This is a genomic window from Bradyrhizobium sp. B097 (assembly GCF_038957035.1).
In the GTDB taxonomy this organism is placed as follows: domain Bacteria; phylum Pseudomonadota; class Alphaproteobacteria; order Rhizobiales; family Xanthobacteraceae; genus Bradyrhizobium.
On the sequence record NZ_CP152412.1, the window covers coordinates 5,392,450 to 5,408,548 of the forward strand.

The window sequence follows — 16,099 nt, forward strand, 5'->3', positions numbered from 1 at the left end:
ACCGCTTCGCACTTTTCCGGATCATGCCCTAAATCGACTATTCCGCGGCGGTCGGCAAGGGTTTCTCACCCGCGTCAGGGGTGGATTCCTCCGAGGAATCGGTGACCACGGGCGGCAGGCGATTCGGCGCGCCGCCGTCGTCATCGACCTGGGCGAGCCGTTCGCGGGCCTCCTCGGCCTCGCGCTGCCGGTTCCACATGCTGGCATAGAGACCGCCCGAGGCCAAAAGCCGCGCGTGGGTGCCGCGCTCGGCGATCCGGCCCTGGTCCAGCACGATGATCTCGTCGGCGCCGACGATGGTCGACAGCCGGTGCGCGATCACCAGCGAGGTGCGGTTGCGCGAGACCCGCTCCAGCGCGCCCTGGATCTCGTGCTCGGTGTGGCTGTCGAGCGCCGAGGTCGCTTCATCCAGCACCAGGATCGGCGGCGCCTTCAAGACGGTGCGCGCGATCGCGACGCGCTGCTTCTCGCCGCCGGAGAGTTTCAGGCCGCGCTCGCCGACCTGCGTCTCGTAACCCTGCGGCGACATCCGGATGAAGCCGTCGATCTGCGCCAGCCGCGCCGCCTCCTCCACCTCATCATCGCCGGCATCCCAGCGGCCATAGCGGATGTTGTAGCGGATGGTGTCGTTGAACAGCACGGTGTCCTGCGGCACCATGCCGATCGCCGACCGCAGCGAGGTCTGCGTCACATTCTTGATGTCCTGGCCGTCGATCAGGATGCGGCCGCTCGAGACATCGTAGAGCCGGAACAGCAGCCGCGAGATCGTCGACTTGCCGGCGCCGGAGGGACCGACGATCGCGACCGTCTTGCCGGCCGGCACCTCGAAGCTCAGGCCTTTCAGGATCTGGCGGTCGGGCTCGTAGGCGAAGCGGACATCCTCGAAGCGCACGCTGCCTGTGGACACCACGAGCGGCTTGGCGCCCGGCACATCCTTCACCTCGGGGTCGCGCGCCAGCACGTCGAACATCTTCTCGATGTCGATGATCGCCTGCTTGATCTCGCGATACACCATGCCCATGAAGTTCAGCGGCTGGTAGAGCTGGATCATCATCGAATTGATCAGCACGAAATCGCCGACGGTGTGGGTGCCGTTGCGGATGCCGAATGCGCACATCAGCATGGTCGCGGTCAGGCCCGCGGTGAAGATGATCGCCTGCCCGGTGTTGAGCACGGCGAGCGAGGTGTAGGTCTTCACGCTGGCCTGCTCGTAGCGCTCCATCGAGCGGTCGTAGCGCCTGGCCTCGCGCTCCTCGGCGCCGAAATACTTCACCGTCTCGTAGTTGAGCAGCGAGTCGATAGCCTTGGTGTTCGCCTCGGTATCGGAATCGTTCATCTTGCGGCGGATCTCGATCCGCCACTCGGTCGCGATGTAGGTGTAGTACATGAACACGACGACCGTGATCAGCACCGCGAGCACGTAGCGCCAGTCGAACTGCCAGAGCAGCACCGCCGCCAGCAGCGCGACCTCGACGATGGTCGGGATCAGCTGCAGGATCACCATCCGCACGATGGTCTCGATGCCGGAGCGGCCGCGCTCCAGCACGCGGGTCAGGCCGCCGGTCTTGCGCTCGAGATGGAAGCGCAGCGACAGCTCGTGCATGTGCACGAAGGTGATGTAGGCGAGCCGCCGCACCGCATGCATCGCGACGCGGGCGAAGATGCCATCGCGCCACTGCGTCAGCACCGCCATGATGATGCGCACCGCGCCGTAGCTGATCGTCATCAGCACCGGCGAGGCGATTAGCCAGACCATCCAGTTCGAGGCCGCGACCGGCGCCGAACCCGTGCCGTTCAGCGCATCGATCGCCCATTTGAACGTGAACGGCACCGACAGCGTCGCGAGCTTGGCGAACAGCAGCAGCACCACCGACCAGATCACGCGCATCTTCAAATCGGCGCGATCGCCGGGCCAGATGTAGGGCCAGAGATGAACGAGAGTGCCGAGCAGCGTCCCCCTCTCGGCGGCGGGCGCCGTGGCCGTGGGCTGATCGGCCGCGGTCACAGTCTGTTGCGGCGGCACCATCAGGAGCCCGCTCGCGACGTCATGGCGCGGCAGTCCGCGGCCACATCTTTTCCACGATTTGCCATTGTGCCCGTCATATAGATCGTTTCAACGTGGCGTACAGGCTTATGGCGAAAATTGTTCGCGATTCGCGGGAATTTACGAGATTTTTTGGCCCTCAATGCCCATATGCGAGTCTTGACCCTGTTTACGCTGCAGTGCCACAAGGATCGTATGAACCAAATCAAGACTGTCTGTGTTTATTGCGGCTCCGGCCCCGGTAACAATCCCCGTTTCGTTGAAGCTGCCATCGCGCTCGGCAAGGCCTTTGCCGAAAACAACGTGCGCCTGGTGTACGGGGGCGGCTCGATCGGCCTGATGGGCGCGGTCGCCAAATCCACCCTCGATCATGGCGGCTCCGTCACCGGCATCATTCCGGAATTCCTGCGGGCGCGCGAGAATGCGCTGACCTCGGTTCAGGAGATGATCGTCACCCCTGACATGCATGAGCGCAAGCGGCTGATGTTCGAGCGCTCGGATGCGTTCGTCGCACTGCCCGGCGGCATCGGCACGCTGGAGGAGTTGGTCGAGCAGCTGACCTGGCAGCAGCTCGGCCGTCACTCCAAGCCGATCCTGCTCGCCAACATCGATGGTTTCTGGGAACCCCTGCTCTCGCTGCTGAGCCACATGCGCACGACCGAGTTCATCCGCGCGACGCTGCCGATCAACGTGCTGATGGCCGACCGCGTCGACGACATTTTGCCGCGGCTGCGCTCCGCGGTGGCCGGCAAGCCCGCGGCCGCGAAGGAGCTCGCCCCCGAAGTGGCGCGGCGGCTCTGATCGTTCGAGCGCGCGAATCCATCCCGTCATCCTGAGGTGCGAGCGGAGCGAGCCTCGAAGAATGAACGGCCCGGCCGCTGGCCGTGCATCCTTCGAGACGCGCTACGCGCTCCTCAGGATGACGGATTGAGAGCGGCGCTCGTCCTAGTCCCAATCACTCGCTCGGAAACGTCACGGCCTCGATGCGGTTGCCGTCGGGATCGAGCACGAAGGCGGCGTAGTAGCGCACGCGGTCGTGCGGGCGCAGGCCCGGGGCGCCGTCGGAGAGGCCGCCTGAAGCCAGCGCGGCGGCGTGGAACGCATCGACCTCGGCGGTGGTCTTCGCGCGCAGGCAGATATGGGTGCCGCTCTCATGCGCGACCTGCGCCATCGTGGCGCGGAGATTGATCCAGAATTCGGGATAGGCCTTGCCGAAGCCGATCGTCGCCGGCCGCGTGACGAGGCGGCTCAGGCCAAGCGCGGCCAGCGTCGGCTCATAGAACCGCGCGGCGCGCTCGAGATCGCGGACGCCGACGGAGACGTGGTCGATCATGGGCCTACCCTTCCCGGTTGTCGTTCCGGGTTCGGTCCAGCGGACCGCCCCGGAATGACGGATCAATCACTCACGCCTGCGCGCCCGACTTCACCAGCTTGTAGAACACCGAATCCATCAGCGCCTGGAACGAGGCGTCGATGATATTCGGCGAGACGCCGACGGTGGTCCAGCTCTCGCCGGTCTCGTCCTCGCTTTCGATCAGCACGCGCGTGACCGCCTCGGTGCCGCCATTGAGGATACGCACGCGATAGTCGATCAGCTTCAAGCCATCGATGTATTTCTGGTACTTGCCGAGGTCCTTGCGCAGCGCCACGTCGAGCGCATTGACCGGACCGTTGCCCTCGGCGGCCGAGATCAGCCGCTCGCCGTCGACATCGACCTTCACCACCGCGAGCGCCACCGTGACGCGCTGGCCGTTGGCGTTATAGCGCTGCTCGACATTGACGTCGAACTGCTCGACCTTGAAATATTCCGGCACCTTGCCGAGCGTGCGACGCGCCAACAGGTCGAACGAGGCATTCGCCGATTCATAGGCAAATCCCGCGGCCTCGCGCTCCTTCAGCTCCTCGACCAGGCGCGTCAGCCGCGGATCGCCCTTGTCATAGACGATGCCGGCGCGGTCGAGCTCGGCTATCACATTGGAGCGGCCGGCCTGATCCGAGACCAGCACCTTGCGGTGATTGCCGACGGAATCCGGCAGCACGTGCTCATAGGTCTGCGGATCCTTCATGACTGCGGAGGCATGGATGCCGGTCTTGGTGACGAAGGCGCTCTCGCCGACGTAGGCGGCATGGCGGTTCGGCGCCCGGTTCAGCATGTCGTCGAGCGTGCGCGACACCTTCATCAGCGTCGCCATCTTCTCCGTGGTGACGCCGATCTCGAACTTGTCGGCAAACTCCTGCTTCAGCTTCAGGGTCGGGATCAGCGAGCAGAGATTGGCGTTGCCACAGCGCTCGCCGAGGCCGTTGAGCGTGCCCTGGATCTGCCGCGCGCCCGCCCGCACCGCGGCGAGCGAATTGGCCACCGCCTGCTCGGTGTCGTTATGGGCGTGAATACCGACATGAGCGCCGGGCACCTGCTTGACGACATCGCCGACGATGGTCTCGATCTCGTGCGGCATGGTGCCACCATTGGTGTCGCACAGCACCACCCAGCGCGCTCCCGCCTCATAGGCCGCAATGGCGCAGGCAAGGGCATAGTCGCGGTCCTCCTTGTAGCCGTCGAAGAAATGCTCGCAGTCGACCATCACCTCGCGGCCGAGCGCCTTCGCGGCCGCGACGCTGTCGCGGATCGAGGCGAGGTTCTCCTCGTTGGTGGTCTCGAGCGCGACCCGGACCTGGTAGGAGGAGGATTTTGCGACGAAGCAGATCGCGTCCGCCTTGGCCTCGAGGATACCTGCGAGCCCGGGATCGTTCGACGCCGAACGGCCCGGCCGCCGCGTCATGCCGAACGCGGTGAAGCGCGCGTGGTCGAACGCAGGCTTCTTGCTGAAGAACTCGGTGTCGGTCGGATTGGCGCCGGGATAGCCGCCCTCGACATAGTCGATGCCGAGCGCGTCGAGCATGCCGGCGATCACCTGCTTGTCCTGCAGCGTGAAGTCGACGCCGTTGGTCTGCGCACCGTCGCGCAGCGTGGTGTCGAACAGATAGAGGCGCTCGCGGCTCATGCGTGGCCTCCGGGCACGGCAACGCCGTCGAGCGTCTTCTGCATCGTGGTGTTGGCGAGCCATTCGTCGTTGACGGTGATCGTATTGCGCTGCTGCGCGACGTAGCCGCGCTTGCGGAAGAATTCGAGCGCAGTGTCGCTGGCATCGACCTTGAGAGCCTTGGTGCCGCGGGCACTCGCGATCCTCTCCAGCGCATCGCACAGCGCGCTGCCTGCACCCTGCCCGACCGCGCTCGGATGCACATAGAGCATGTCGATGTGATCGGCCCCCTTCAGCGAGGCGAAGCCGACCGGCGCGCCCTGCAATGTCGCGATCAGGGTCAGCTGGCCGGCGAGCTTCTTGCCGAAGGCCTCCTCGTCGTCGGCGGCCATCGCCCAGGCTTCCTGCTGCGCCTCGCTGTAGTCGTCGCCGGTCAGGTCCATGATCGACGCCGCGAAGATCGCCGCCAGCAGCGGCGCGTCGTCAGGCAGATAGGGACGCAATGCGGGTGCGGATCGGCTCATCGCGCGACCTCCCAGGTCGTGATCGGCTTTCCTTCGGCATCCTTGCCGTCCTTGATCGCCACGCCCATCGCGGCGAGCTGATCGCGGATCCGATCGGATTCCTTGAAGTCCTTGCGCGCACGCGCCGCGGTGCGCTCGGCGATCAGCGCCTCGACCGCGGCAACATCGACGCCACTGGCTTGCTCCTTGCGACCCTTCCACGCCGCCGCGCTCTCCGACAGGAAGCCGAGGAGCCGCAGCGAACCGGCAAATTCCTTGCGGCTTGCTTCATTGCTCGCGGCAGCATTGCGCAAGCTGTGCAGCACGGCCATGGCCTGCGCCGTGTTGAGATCGTCGTAGAGCGCCTCGACCATCGCCGGCGACGGCGCTCCGGACTCGGCGTCGGCCGCGACCGCATACCAGTCGTCGAGCGTCCTTGCGGCTTCTTCCGCGCTCTTCAGCGTCCAGTCGAGCGGCGACCGGTAATGCGTCCTGAGCATGCTGAGACGCAGCACCTCGCCCGGCCAATCGGCCAGCAGATCGCGGATCGTGAAGAAGTTGCCGAGCGACTTCGACATCTTCTCGCTTTCGATCTGCAGGAAGCCGTTGTGCATCCAGACATTGGCCATGCGGTCGGTATGGAACGCGCAGCAGGTCTGCGCGAGCTCGTTCTCATGGTGCGGGAACACCAGGTCGATGCCGCCGCCATGGATGTCGAACTTCTCACCCAGATGCTTCCAGGCCATCGCCGAGCACTCGATGTGCCAGCCGGGCCGGCCCTCGACGGCAATGCCAGCCGGTGACGGCCAGGACGGCTCGCCCGGCTTCGACGGCTTCCACAGCACGAAGTCGGTGTTGTCGCGCTTGTAGGGCGCAACATCGACGCGGGCGCCCGCGATCATCTCGTCGAGCGAGCGCTTCGACAGCGCGCCGTAGCGCGGCAGCGTGGAGTTAGCCGCGTTCATCGCCTGCGGCGAAAACAGCACGTGATCCTCGGCGACATAGGCAAAGCCGCCGGCGACCAGCTTCTCGATGATCGCGCGCATCTCCGGGATGTGCTCGGTGGCGCGCGGCTGCACGGTCGGCGGCAAGCAGCCCAGCGCAGAGACATCGTCCTGGTACTGCTGATAGGTCTGCTCGGTGACCTTGCGGATCGCCTCGTTCAGCGGCACGCCGGGATAGTCCCGCGCGGCGCGCACGTTGATCTTGTCGTCGACGTCCGTGATGTTGCGGACATAGGTGACGTGACCTGTGCCATAGCGATGGCGCAGCGCGCGGAACAGCACGTCAAAGACAACAGCCGCCCGGCCGTTGCCGATATGCGCGAAGTCGTAGACCGTCGGTCCGCAGGCATACATGCGGACGTTATCGGCATCGAGCGGCACGAACGGCCGCTTCTCCCGGGTCAGCGTATCGTAGAGGCGCAAATCCATGGGTACCCATCCCTTGCGGCCGGGCGTCCAGTGATCTCAGGGTGATTGAGAAAAGACGGCCTCAGCCAGCGAATCGCTAGCTCATAATCTCGCGGCAAATGCTGCAGATGGCGAGGTGGCCGTTCATGGTTCCATCGTGTCTCACGGCCCCCTGATCGCGTCAAGGGGCTGTTTTCGGGCGTTATGCAGCCCGCGCCGCACCGAAATCACGCCAACGCCCTCATGGTTAATCATTATTAAGGAATTGGGCGTACGGGAGGGCCTGCGGATTCCCCGCCGTTTTCACTGGTGCACCATGCGGCCCATTTCATCATTAATTGCCTCTACGTTCGTCCTTGTCTCCTCGGCCGCCTTGGCCGACAGCCGCGTTTTCATCGTCGCCAACCAGGCCGACGGATACGGCATCGATCAGTGCCTCGCCCACGGCGACCGCTGCGGCGCGTCCGCCGCCCGCGCTTACTGCCGGTCACGCGATTTTGCGCAGGCCACCAGTTACCGGCGCGTCGATCCCGACGAGATCACCGGCGCGGTTCCGCACGCCGCCAATGAGACATGTACCGGCAACAGCTGCGGCGAATACGTCGCCATCACCTGCCAACGCTGAGCCAAGCCGCTGGATAAGCGGGGTTATTGCCACACCGGCGCCCCGGAAACGACGTGACGCTGCCGCGAGAAACGGCTATTGCAGGCGGCCTTTGCAGGTGGTCCTGGCCGCGCGCTTTGGCGTTGATCGCCGCGCGGCGTCGTTTTAATGGCCGGATATGCCCAATAGCTCCCGTTCTCGCTTCTCCCGTTGGTTCTTGGCTTGCGCCGTGTTGGCCGGCATCGCCCTGCCCACCACGCATGCCCTGGCGCAGGTGCCTCCGGGCCCGCCCGGCCCGGCTCCCCAAGGCGCGCAGGCCAATCCGATGTGCGCGCGCCTGGAGGGCCAGCTGGCCGCGATCGATCGCGGCGGCGGCGACCCGGCCAAGGACGAGCAGATCCGCCGCTATCAGGACGCGGCAACCCGGCAGCAGGGTGAACTCGATCGCGTGACCGCGCAGGCCCGGCGCATGGGCTGCGACAGCTCGGGATTCCTTTCGCTCTTCAACAACAACTCGGCGCAGTGCGGACCGGTCAACAACCAGATCCAGCAGATGCGCGCCAATCTCGACCAGATGACCGGAAATCTCGAGCGGCTGCGCACCGGCGGGCTCGGCGGCGCCGATCGCGAGAACCAGCGCCGCTCGGTGTTGACCGCGCTGGCGCAGAACAATTGCGGCCCGCAATACGCGGCGGCCGCGCGCGGCCCGGGCAATTTCATCGAGAACCTGTTCGGCGGCGGCGGTGGCGGCAATCCCAGTCCGCTGCCCCCGCCCGACGCGCAATATGGCGGACAGTCCGGCACCTTCCGCACCGTCTGCGTCCGCACCTGCGACGGCGCCTACTTCCCGATCTCGTTCGCGACCTCACAGGCGCGCTTTGCCGCCGACGAGCAAATCTGCAAGGCGCAGTGCCCGGCCGCGGAGGCCAGCCTGTTCGCCTACCGCAATCCAGGCGAAGACATCAACCAGGCGGTCTCGATCAGTGGCCAGTCCTACTCGTCGCTGCCGAACGCGTTCAAGTACCGCACCGAGTTCAATCCGTCCTGCTCCTGCAAGGCAGCCGGCCAGAGCTGGGCGGACGCGCTGAAGGCGGTCGACGACCAGGCGTCCGCCGCGCAGCAGGGCGACATCATCGTCACCGAGGAGAGCGCGCGGAAGATGCAGCAGCGCGCCCAGACCAAGTCCGCGGCCGGCAAGAAGGGCGCGCCGGCAGCGGCGGCTCAACCGCAGCAGCCCGCCGCCGCCGAGGCCACGGCGCCGGCAGCGCCCGCGAGCGACGGCCAGATCCGCACGGTCGGCCCGACCTTCATCCCGAAGAGGCAGTAGCGACAGCCCATCCGCGAACTCCCTGCACCTCTCCCGCTTGCGGGGGAGGTCGTATCGCATCGAAGATGCGATACGGGTGGGGGCTTTCTCCACATTGGTGGTCCGACTCGCGGCAACACCCCCACCCCGCCCTCCCCCGCAAGCGGGAGAGGGAGAGCGGTCTCGCTCCAGGCTCAGCCCTCGAACGCTTCAGCCGACGCGCGCGAGCCGCGCGTCACCAGCTTCTCGTCCGGCTCCGGCAGCGCCTTGCCGAAATCGCGGAAGCGGTTGGTGATGGGATAGCGGCGGTCGCGGCCGAAGTTTTTCCGCGTGACCTTCACCCCCGGTGCCGCCTGCCGCCGCTTGTATTCGGCGATGTTGAGCAGGCGATCGACGCGGGTCACCACATCGCGGTCGAAGCCGGCCTCGATGATGGTCGCAAGCGGCTCCTCGCGCTCCACCAGCCGTTCGAGGATCGCATCCAGCACCTCATAGGGCGGCAGCGAATCCTGGTCGGTCTGGTTCTCGCGCAACTCCGCGGTCGGCGGCCGGATGATGATGTTGACCGGGATCACCTCGCCCGACGGCCCGAGCGCGCCGTCCGGTTTCCATTCATTGCGCAGGCTCGACAGGCGGAACACCTCGGTCTTGTAGATGTCCTTGATCGGGTTGAAGCCGCCGTTCATGTCGCCGTACAGCGTGGCGTAGCCGACCGACATTTCCGACTTGTTGCCTGTTGTCACCACCATGGCGCCGGTCTTGTTGGAGATCGCCATCAACAGCGTGCCACGGGCGCGCGCCTGCAAATTCTCCTCGGTGATGTCGCGCTCCATGCCGGCGAACACCGGCGCCAGGATCTTCTCGAACCCGTTGACGGCGTCGGCAATCGGCAGGATCTCGTAGCGGATGCCGAGCGCGGCGGCGAGCTTGGCGGCATCGTCGAGCGAGACCTGCGCGGTGTAGCGGAACGGCAGCATCACGCCACGCACCTTGTCGGCGCCGAGCGCATCGACCGCGATCGCCGCGCACAGCGCCGAGTCGATGCCGCCGGAGACGCCGAGCAGCACGCCGGGAAAACCGTTCTTGCGGACATAGTCGCGCAGGCCGAGCACGCAGGCCGCGTAATCCGCCTTGTCGCCCTCGAGCTGCGCCGTGATCGGCCCGTTGCAGCGCCAGCCATCCGCGGTCTTGCGCCAGGTCAGCGTCGTGATGTTCTCCTCGAACGCCGGAAGCTGCGCCGCGACGGAGAGATCGGCATTCAGCGCAAACGAGGCGCCGTCGAAGATCAGCTCGTCCTGGCCGCCCATCTCATTGAGATAGATCAGCGGCAGCCCGCTCTCGGTGACGCGCGCCACCACGATCGACAGCCGCAGATCGGTCTTGTCGCGGGCATAGGGCGAGCCGTTCGGTACGATCAGGATCTCGGCGCCGGTCTCGGCCAGGCACTCGACGACGTTCTCGTAGTCCTCGGATTCCTCGAGCCAGATGTCCTCGCAGATCGGCACGCCGATGCGCACACCGCGCACCGTCACCGGGCCCGATGCCGGGCCGCGCGCGAACAGCCGCTTCTCGTCGAACACGCCGTAATTCGGCAAATTGGCCTTGAAGCGCAGCGCGGCGATGCGTCCGCCGTCGAGCAGCGCGCAGGCGTTATAGAGCTTGCCGTCTTCGACCCAGGGCGTGCCGATCAGCATCGCCGGGCCGCCGTCTTTGGTCTCGCGCGCCAGCTCCTCGATCGCGGCGCGGCAGGCCGACTGGAACGCCGGCTTGAGCACCAGATCCTCCGGCGGATAGCCGGCGATGAACAGCTCCGACAGCACCACGAGGTCGGCACCGTCGGCCTTCGCCTTGTCGCGCGCGGCACGCGCTTTCGCGGCGTTGCCGGTGACGTCACCGACCGTCGGATTGAGTTGCGCCAGGGTGATCTTGATCTGTTGTTCGCTCATAGCTTTATGTTGTCCCGCACAACGGCAAACTGCAATGGTCGTCCGATCATGGTGCGATTGCAGAAATCGCACTGGGATCGCCGGCGGCGGTCAGGGGGCAAGCTCTGCCCTCACCTCGCCGAGCAGCGCCATGCCACCCAGCCGGCCCAATTCGTCCGAACATTTCGCGCTCTTGCCATAGCAGCCGAATGCGACCGTAACCCGCTCGGAAAGCGGTCCGATGCTGGGCAAGCCGGTGTCGCCGAAGGTGGTCATGCAGGGCACGACGCGGCGTTCCTCGAATTTGAGGTCGCGAATGCGGTCAAGGATCTGGGATTGCAGCCGATCGGCGATGTCAACCGATCCGCCCGACCGGAACCAGTCCTTGATCTCAGCCTCGCTCTCGAGCGCACGATCGACCGGATCGCCGCCGAGCTTCAGCCAGCTCTGGCCGTCCGGATATGGGATCGGCGGCAGAATGTAGGGATTGTCGCCCTTCGGCCCGAGACAACGCATCGACGGCATGCCGGCCAGGCGTTGCACCTCCGCCGCACCGAACCGAAACAACGCCGCGGTCCGCGCATAGACGGTAAAGCCCAACGAGCGACCGAGCAGCGATTGGGTGTGCCCGCCCGCCGCAACCAGCACACGCTCGGCCGCGACGCTGCCCGATCGCGTCCGGATGGTCACACCGGAGCCGCTCTCGGAAATCCCGAGCGCCGGTTCGCCGATCACCCGGGCGCCTGCGCGCTCCGCCGCGATCGTCTGCGCCCGGACCAGGCGGCGCGGTGAGATGTATCCGGCATTGCGCGGCTCGAAATAGCCCAGCATTCCCGCCGTCGATTTCAGGAACGGAAACCGCTCCGCCAGCGCCGCGTCCTGATAGGCTTCACAACCGATCCCCTCGTCGGCACAGACTTTGCCGACCGAGGCGACATCGGTGGTTTCGCGATGGCCGATGTGAAGCGCACCGGCTTCGCGGTAGAATTCGACACCGCTTTCCGCCGTGATCTCGCCGTAGCGCGCAATCGCAGCGCGGTTCATCTGCCGCCAGAACGGCTGCGGATCGTAGGTCCGCGAGATGCGGCCCTCGTCATAGTGGCTGCCGAAGACGCCGCTGTGCTGCGCAAAATCCGCCGGCTCATCGGGGCCGATCAGCGCAACCTCATGGCCCATCTTGCTCAGATGGCGCGCGGCCGCCGAGCCGATCAGTCCACGTCCGATCACCGCAAGCTTGATCGGCCTGTTGGCGCTCACGACGAGAATGCGCCCAGGCGTTCGGCGAGAGCGAACAGCCAGAACAGCCCGGCCATCACAAGCGCGACGCCGACGGCGGCGGAGCCCATGTCCTTGACCCGCCCGATCTGCGGATCGTGATCCATGGTCAGGCGGTCGGCGAGCTTCTCGATCGCGGTGTTGAGCAGCTCGATCACGAGCACCAGCACCACGGTCGCGACCAGCTCGACCCGCCGCATCACGGTGGCGCCGACCAGCCAGGCCAGCGGCACCGACAACACCAGTGCCACCACCTCCTCGCGAATCGCCTGCTCCGAGCGAATGGCGAAGGCCAGCCCGTTGCGCGAGTTGATGGTGGCTCGCCAGAACCTCAGCAAGTCACTGCCCTCAAGTCACCGCCCTCAAGTCACCTGCCCCAAATCACAACCCTGCGGCGGCCGGCATCGGTTTGACCTTGCCGGCGCGCTCCTGCTTCAGCAGCTCGGCGATCAGGAAGGCCATGTCGATCGACTGTTCGGCGTTGAGGCGGGGATCGCAGACCGTGTGGTAGCGGTCGTTGAGATCCTCATCGGTGATGGCGCGCGCGCCGCCGATGCACTCGGTGACGTCCTGCCCGGTCATCTCCAGATGCACGCCGCCGGCATGGGTGCCCTCGGCCGCATGGATCTGGAAGAACGCCTTCACCTCCGACAGCACGCGGTCGAACGGCCGCGTCTTGTAGCCCGAGGTCGAGGTGATGGTGTTGCCGTGCATCGGATCGCACGACCACACCACCTTGCGGCCTTCCCGCTGCACCGCGCGGATCAGGCCAGGGAGATGATCGCCGACCTTGTCGGCGCCGAAGCGGTTGATCAGCGTCAGCCGGCCCGGCTCGTTGTCGGGGCTGAGCACGTCGATCAGCTTCAACAGCTCGTCCGGCTTCAACGACGGACCGCATTTCAGGCCGATCGGGTTCTTGATGCCGCGGAAATATTCAACATGGCCGTGATCGAGCTGCCGGGTGCGGTCGCCGATCCAGATCATGTGGCCGGAGGTCGCGTACCAGTCGCCGGTGGTGGAATCGACCCGCGTCATCGCCTGCTCGTAACCGAGCAAGAGCGCCTCGTGGCTGGTGTAGAAATCGGTGGCGCGCAGCTCCGGGTGGCTTTCGAGATCGAGGCCGCAGGCGCGCATGAAATTCAGCGCGTCCGAGATGCGGTCGGCCAGCTCCTTGTAGCGGCGGGACTGCGGCGAATCCTTCAGGAAGCCGAGCATCCACTGATGCACGCTGCCAAGATTGGCGAAGCCGCCGGTCGCGAAGGCGCGCAGCAGGTTCAGCGTCGCAGCGGATTGGCGGTAGGCCATCAGCTGGCGCTGCGGATCGGGAATCCGCGCTTCCGGCGTGAAGGCGATGTCGTTGACGATGTCGCCGCGATAGCTCGGCAGCTCGACCTCGCCCTGCTTCTCGGTCGGCGACGAGCGCGGTTTGGCGAATTGGCCGGCGATGCGGCCGACCTTCACCACCGGCAGCGCGCCGGCATAGGTCATGACCACGGCCATCTGCAGCAGCACGCGGAAGAAGTCGCGGATGTTGTTGGCGCCGTGCTCGGCAAAGCTCTCGGCGCAATCGCCGCCCTGCAGCAGGAAGGCCTCGCCGGCAGAGACCCGCCCCAGCGCCTTCTTCAGGTTGCGCGCCTCGCCCGCGAACACCAGCGGCGGAAAGGTCGCAAGCTGGGCCTCGACATCGGCCAATGCCTTGGCATCGGGATAATCGGGCACCTGCAGCACCTTCTTGGCGCGCCAGCTATCGGGTGTCCACCGCTCGGACATGAGGTCAACTCCTGAGCAAATACCGCGACTTAATCGACGGGAAAGGTGGGCTTATACACAGCCGCCCGCCCCGCCGCTAGGAGGATTCCTGCAATCCCGTCAAACTCTTGCAGGAAAATACGAATTCGCATTTGCTGGACCATACCATGAATGCCAGGGAAATTGCCGCAGCCGCCACAGTGCTGGACGACGTTTTTAGCGACGACATCGTCGTGCCGGCCGCCGATGGCTATCCGCTCGCGGCGACGCTGTTCCTGCCGCGCGGCAGGAAGCGCCACGCCGTCCTGATCAACTCGGCGACCGCCGTGCCGCGGAAGGTCTATCGCGGCTTTGCCGGCTACCTCGCCCGCCGCGGCGCGGCGGTGCTGACCTACGACTACCGCGGCACCGGCGACTCGAGGCCGATGGCGGCAACCGGCCTCAACAAGCCGAAGTCGCTGGCCGGCTTCAAGGCCACGATGGCGGACTGGGCCGCGCTCGACACCACCGCGGCCGTGAACTGGATGCGCGACCGCTACCGCGACCTGCCCTTCGCCTATGTCGGCCACTCCTTCGGCGGCCAGGCGCTCGGGCTCCTTGCCAACAACGCTGAAATTCCGCGCGCGCTGCTGGTCGCCTCGCAGGCCGCCACCTGGAAGCTGATGGCCTCGCCGGAGCGCTACCGCGTCGTCGCCTTCATGAACGGCATCGGCCTGCCGCTGGCGCGCGCGCTCGGCTATGTGCCCGGCTGGGCCGGCCTCGGCATGGACCTGCCGCGGGGCGTGTTCGAGCAATGGCGCGGCTGGGTGATGCGCGAGCGCTATCTGCTCGACGATGCCACGCTCGCGGCGCGGGAGAACTTTCCGAAGTTCAAGGGCAAGCTCCGCGCGCTTGCGATCACCGACGACACCTGGGCAACGCGGCCGGCAGTCGAGCTGCTGTGCTCCGCCTTCACCTCGATCACACCGGAGATCATCTCGATCCGCCCCGCCGATGCCGGCGCGAAAGCGATCGGCCATTTCGGCTTCTTCCGCAGCGAGCACCGCGACGCCCTGTGGCGCGGCGCCGCGGAGTGGCTCGAGGCGGAGGGATGAGCGCGAACTCTCACCACCGTCGTCCCTGCGAAAGCAGGGACCCATAACCACCGAATTCACTTGTGAACGCGATCGTGGCCCCGGCGTCGAGCGCCAATTGAGATTTGGGGTAATGGGTCCTGGCTTTCGCCAGGACGACGATGAGGATGGTTCTCGCGCGATCCAACGCACCGTGATTGCGCACCTCATCTCGGTGTCATCGCCCGGCTCGACCGGGCGATCCAGTATTCCAGAGGCAGTCATTGTTGAACCGAGAAGCCGCGGCGTACTGGATCGCCCGCATGCGCGGGCGATGACAGAATGTGGTGGAGGCGCAGCTTCGTATTCTCGCGACACGATCCGTCCGAGCTCTGCTCTTCGTTTCGCGCTCTCTCGAAACAGAGGGCGCAGGGAAAGCCGGGTGCCGATCGCACCCATGGGTCCGGTGCAACAGAAAGCACCGGAGGTCGGACCACAGGTGTAACCGGAAACATCCCGGCTTTCCCTGCGCGATGGGTTACGGCTTATACGTGCTCTCCCCGGTGAGACTGGGCTTGCTTGTCACCGCCTTCGCAAAACGCTTCCGCATCTCGCGACGAGACACCTGCCGCTAGGGCGTCAGGACCACACGATTTCGCCGTCCGCCTCGCATGCACGTCGTCTCGCGCATGCTCAGCGTCCACCGCATCTCACCGCAACACTCCTGACGATGCGCAGCGCCCCTCGATCGGGTGAGACGGGCTAATTGAACATCTGAGTTGGGGAGCGCGTCAAGAGAAAATTCCGAAAAAACGAAACTGCCATCGCAGGGGATTGTTGGGTCATACAGTCTCACACCACCTTCCGCGGCGCCGCCGTCGCGGCATCGCCCGTGTTCGGCGTCCCCGTTGGCTCGATCAGCAGCAGATGCACCTCTTCCCTTGCGACGGGCCGATGCTCGACGCCCTTCGGCACGATGTACATCTGGCCTTGCTTCAGCGTCACCGTCCGATCGCGCAGCTCGATGTCGAGCACGCCTTTCAGCACCAGGAAGAAGTCGTCGGTGTCGTCATGCTTGTGCCAGACGAACTCGCCCTGCACCTTCACCACCATCACGTCGCAGGCGTTGAATTGTGCCACGGTGCGCGGCGACCAGTGGTCGGAGAACGTCGACAGCCTCTCGGAAAGATCGATCGCGTCGCTCATGATGCCTCCGGGTCCCGGCCAGTCTGCCGGGCTCGTTAGCTC

The 16,099-nt window shown here is 65.8% G+C and carries 14 protein-coding genes; 4 read left to right on the forward strand and 10 right to left on the reverse strand.

The genetic code is table 11. The features are described from left to right. Positions 1–37 precede the first annotated feature (37 nt). Positions 38–2,026, reverse strand: a complete 1,989-nt coding sequence (locus AAFG07_RS25520) for an ABC transporter ATP-binding protein/permease (RefSeq protein WP_342722598.1) — start codon at positions 2,024–2,026, stop codon at positions 38–40. Between the two features lie 213 nt (positions 2,027–2,239). On the opposite strand from AAFG07_RS25520, the gene AAFG07_RS25525 reads away from it, so the two are divergent. Beyond that, positions 2,240–2,845, forward strand: a complete 606-nt coding sequence (locus AAFG07_RS25525; protein ID WP_342722599.1) for a TIGR00730 family Rossman fold protein — start codon at positions 2,240–2,242, stop codon at positions 2,843–2,845. Between the two features lie 154 nt (positions 2,846–2,999). On the opposite strand, the gene AAFG07_RS25530 is transcribed toward AAFG07_RS25525, so the two are convergent. The 4 genes from AAFG07_RS25530 to cysS all read right to left on the reverse strand — a co-directional run bounded on the left by AAFG07_RS25530 (position 3,000) and on the right by cysS (position 6,961). Continuing rightward, the gene (locus tag AAFG07_RS25530) at positions 3,000–3,377 is read right to left on the reverse strand and encodes a VOC family protein (protein ID WP_342722600.1); all 378 of its coding nucleotides are present in this window, start codon (positions 3,375–3,377) and stop codon (positions 3,000–3,002) included. Between the two features lie 70 nt (positions 3,378–3,447). Further along, a complete protein-coding gene (cimA, locus tag AAFG07_RS25535; RefSeq protein ID WP_342722602.1) occupies positions 3,448–5,046 on the reverse strand; it encodes a citramalate synthase in 1,599 nt (532 codons plus the stop codon). Beyond that, on the reverse strand, positions 5,043–5,549 hold the full coding sequence (locus tag AAFG07_RS25540) for a GNAT family N-acetyltransferase (RefSeq protein WP_342722603.1): 507 nt from the start codon (positions 5,547–5,549) through the stop codon (positions 5,043–5,045). Before AAFG07_RS25540 ends, cimA begins: the two co-directional genes overlap by 4 nt. Beyond that, positions 5,546–6,961 (reverse strand): cysteine--tRNA ligase, encoded by a 1,416-nt coding sequence (gene cysS / locus AAFG07_RS25545; protein ID WP_342722604.1) that lies wholly within the window; start codon positions 6,959–6,961, stop codon positions 5,546–5,548. The genes AAFG07_RS25540 and cysS overlap by 4 nt, the downstream gene beginning before the upstream one ends. A gap of 295 nt (positions 6,962–7,256) precedes the next feature. Between cysS and AAFG07_RS25550 the strand changes: the two genes are divergently transcribed. Beyond that, a complete protein-coding gene (locus AAFG07_RS25550) occupies positions 7,257–7,565 on the forward strand; it encodes a hypothetical protein (RefSeq protein WP_342729240.1) in 309 nt (102 codons plus the stop codon). A 208-nt stretch (positions 7,566–7,773) separates the two neighbouring features. Beyond that, on the forward strand, positions 7,774–8,871 hold the full coding sequence (locus AAFG07_RS25555) for a DUF2865 domain-containing protein (RefSeq protein ID WP_342722605.1): 1,098 nt from the start codon (positions 7,774–7,776) through the stop codon (positions 8,869–8,871). Between the two features lie 173 nt (positions 8,872–9,044). On the opposite strand, the gene AAFG07_RS25560 is transcribed toward AAFG07_RS25555, so the two are convergent. From AAFG07_RS25560 to AAFG07_RS25575, 4 genes are all read right to left on the reverse strand, one after another. Beyond that, on the reverse strand, positions 9,045–10,796 hold the full coding sequence (locus AAFG07_RS25560) for an NAD+ synthase (protein WP_342722606.1): 1,752 nt from the start codon (positions 10,794–10,796) through the stop codon (positions 9,045–9,047). A 90-nt stretch (positions 10,797–10,886) separates the two neighbouring features. Next, on the reverse strand, positions 10,887–12,032 hold the full coding sequence (locus AAFG07_RS25565; protein WP_342722607.1) for an FAD-dependent oxidoreductase: 1,146 nt from the start codon (positions 12,030–12,032) through the stop codon (positions 10,887–10,889). Beyond that, positions 12,029–12,388 (reverse strand): diacylglycerol kinase, encoded by a 360-nt coding sequence (locus tag AAFG07_RS25570; RefSeq protein ID WP_229170836.1) that lies wholly within the window; start codon positions 12,386–12,388, stop codon positions 12,029–12,031. Before AAFG07_RS25570 ends, AAFG07_RS25565 begins: the two co-directional genes overlap by 4 nt. Before the next feature lie 43 nt (positions 12,389–12,431). After that, positions 12,432–13,820 carry a 3-deoxy-7-phosphoheptulonate synthase class II gene (locus tag AAFG07_RS25575; RefSeq protein ID WP_342722608.1) on the reverse strand — a complete coding sequence of 463 codons (1,389 nt, stop codon included), beginning with the start codon at positions 13,818–13,820 and terminating at the stop codon, positions 12,432–12,434. Between the two features lie 146 nt (positions 13,821–13,966). Between AAFG07_RS25575 and AAFG07_RS25580 the strand changes: the two genes are divergently transcribed. After that, positions 13,967–14,893, forward strand: a complete 927-nt coding sequence (locus AAFG07_RS25580; RefSeq protein WP_342722609.1) for an alpha/beta fold hydrolase — start codon at positions 13,967–13,969, stop codon at positions 14,891–14,893. An 810-nt stretch (positions 14,894–15,703) separates the two neighbouring features. On the opposite strand, the gene AAFG07_RS25585 is transcribed toward AAFG07_RS25580, so the two are convergent. Next, positions 15,704–16,057 (reverse strand): cupin domain-containing protein, encoded by a 354-nt coding sequence (locus tag AAFG07_RS25585; protein WP_342722610.1) that lies wholly within the window; start codon positions 16,055–16,057, stop codon positions 15,704–15,706. Positions 16,058–16,099 lie beyond the last annotated feature (42 nt).

What these genes read in the sequence shown, in the direction of transcription:
- AAFG07_RS25520 (WP_342722598.1), bottom strand. Translation starts at nt 2,026, where the DNA reads ATGGTGCCGCCGCAACAGACTGTGACCGCGGCCGATCAGCCCACGGCC.
- AAFG07_RS25525 (WP_342722599.1), top strand. Translation starts at nt 2,240, where the DNA reads ATGAACCAAATCAAGACTGTCTGTGTTTATTGCGGCTCCGGCCCCGGT.
- AAFG07_RS25530 (WP_342722600.1), bottom strand. Translation starts at nt 3,377, where the DNA reads ATGATCGACCACGTCTCCGTCGGCGTCCGCGATCTCGAGCGCGCCGCG.
- cimA (WP_342722602.1), bottom strand. Translation starts at nt 5,046, where the DNA reads ATGAGCCGCGAGCGCCTCTATCTGTTCGACACCACGCTGCGCGACGGT.
- AAFG07_RS25540 (WP_342722603.1), bottom strand. Translation starts at nt 5,549, where the DNA reads ATGAGCCGATCCGCACCCGCATTGCGTCCCTATCTGCCTGACGACGCG.
- cysS (WP_342722604.1), bottom strand. Translation starts at nt 6,961, where the DNA reads ATGGATTTGCGCCTCTACGATACGCTGACCCGGGAGAAGCGGCCGTTC.
- AAFG07_RS25550 (WP_342729240.1), top strand. Translation starts at nt 7,257, where the DNA reads ATGCGGCCCATTTCATCATTAATTGCCTCTACGTTCGTCCTTGTCTCC.
- AAFG07_RS25560 (WP_342722606.1), bottom strand. Translation starts at nt 10,796, where the DNA reads ATGAGCGAACAACAGATCAAGATCACCCTGGCGCAACTCAATCCGACG.
- AAFG07_RS25575 (WP_342722608.1), bottom strand. Translation starts at nt 13,820, where the DNA reads ATGTCCGAGCGGTGGACACCCGATAGCTGGCGCGCCAAGAAGGTGCTG.
- AAFG07_RS25580 (WP_342722609.1), top strand. Translation starts at nt 13,967, where the DNA reads ATGAATGCCAGGGAAATTGCCGCAGCCGCCACAGTGCTGGACGACGTT.
- AAFG07_RS25585 (WP_342722610.1), bottom strand. Translation starts at nt 16,057, where the DNA reads ATGAGCGACGCGATCGATCTTTCCGAGAGGCTGTCGACGTTCTCCGAC.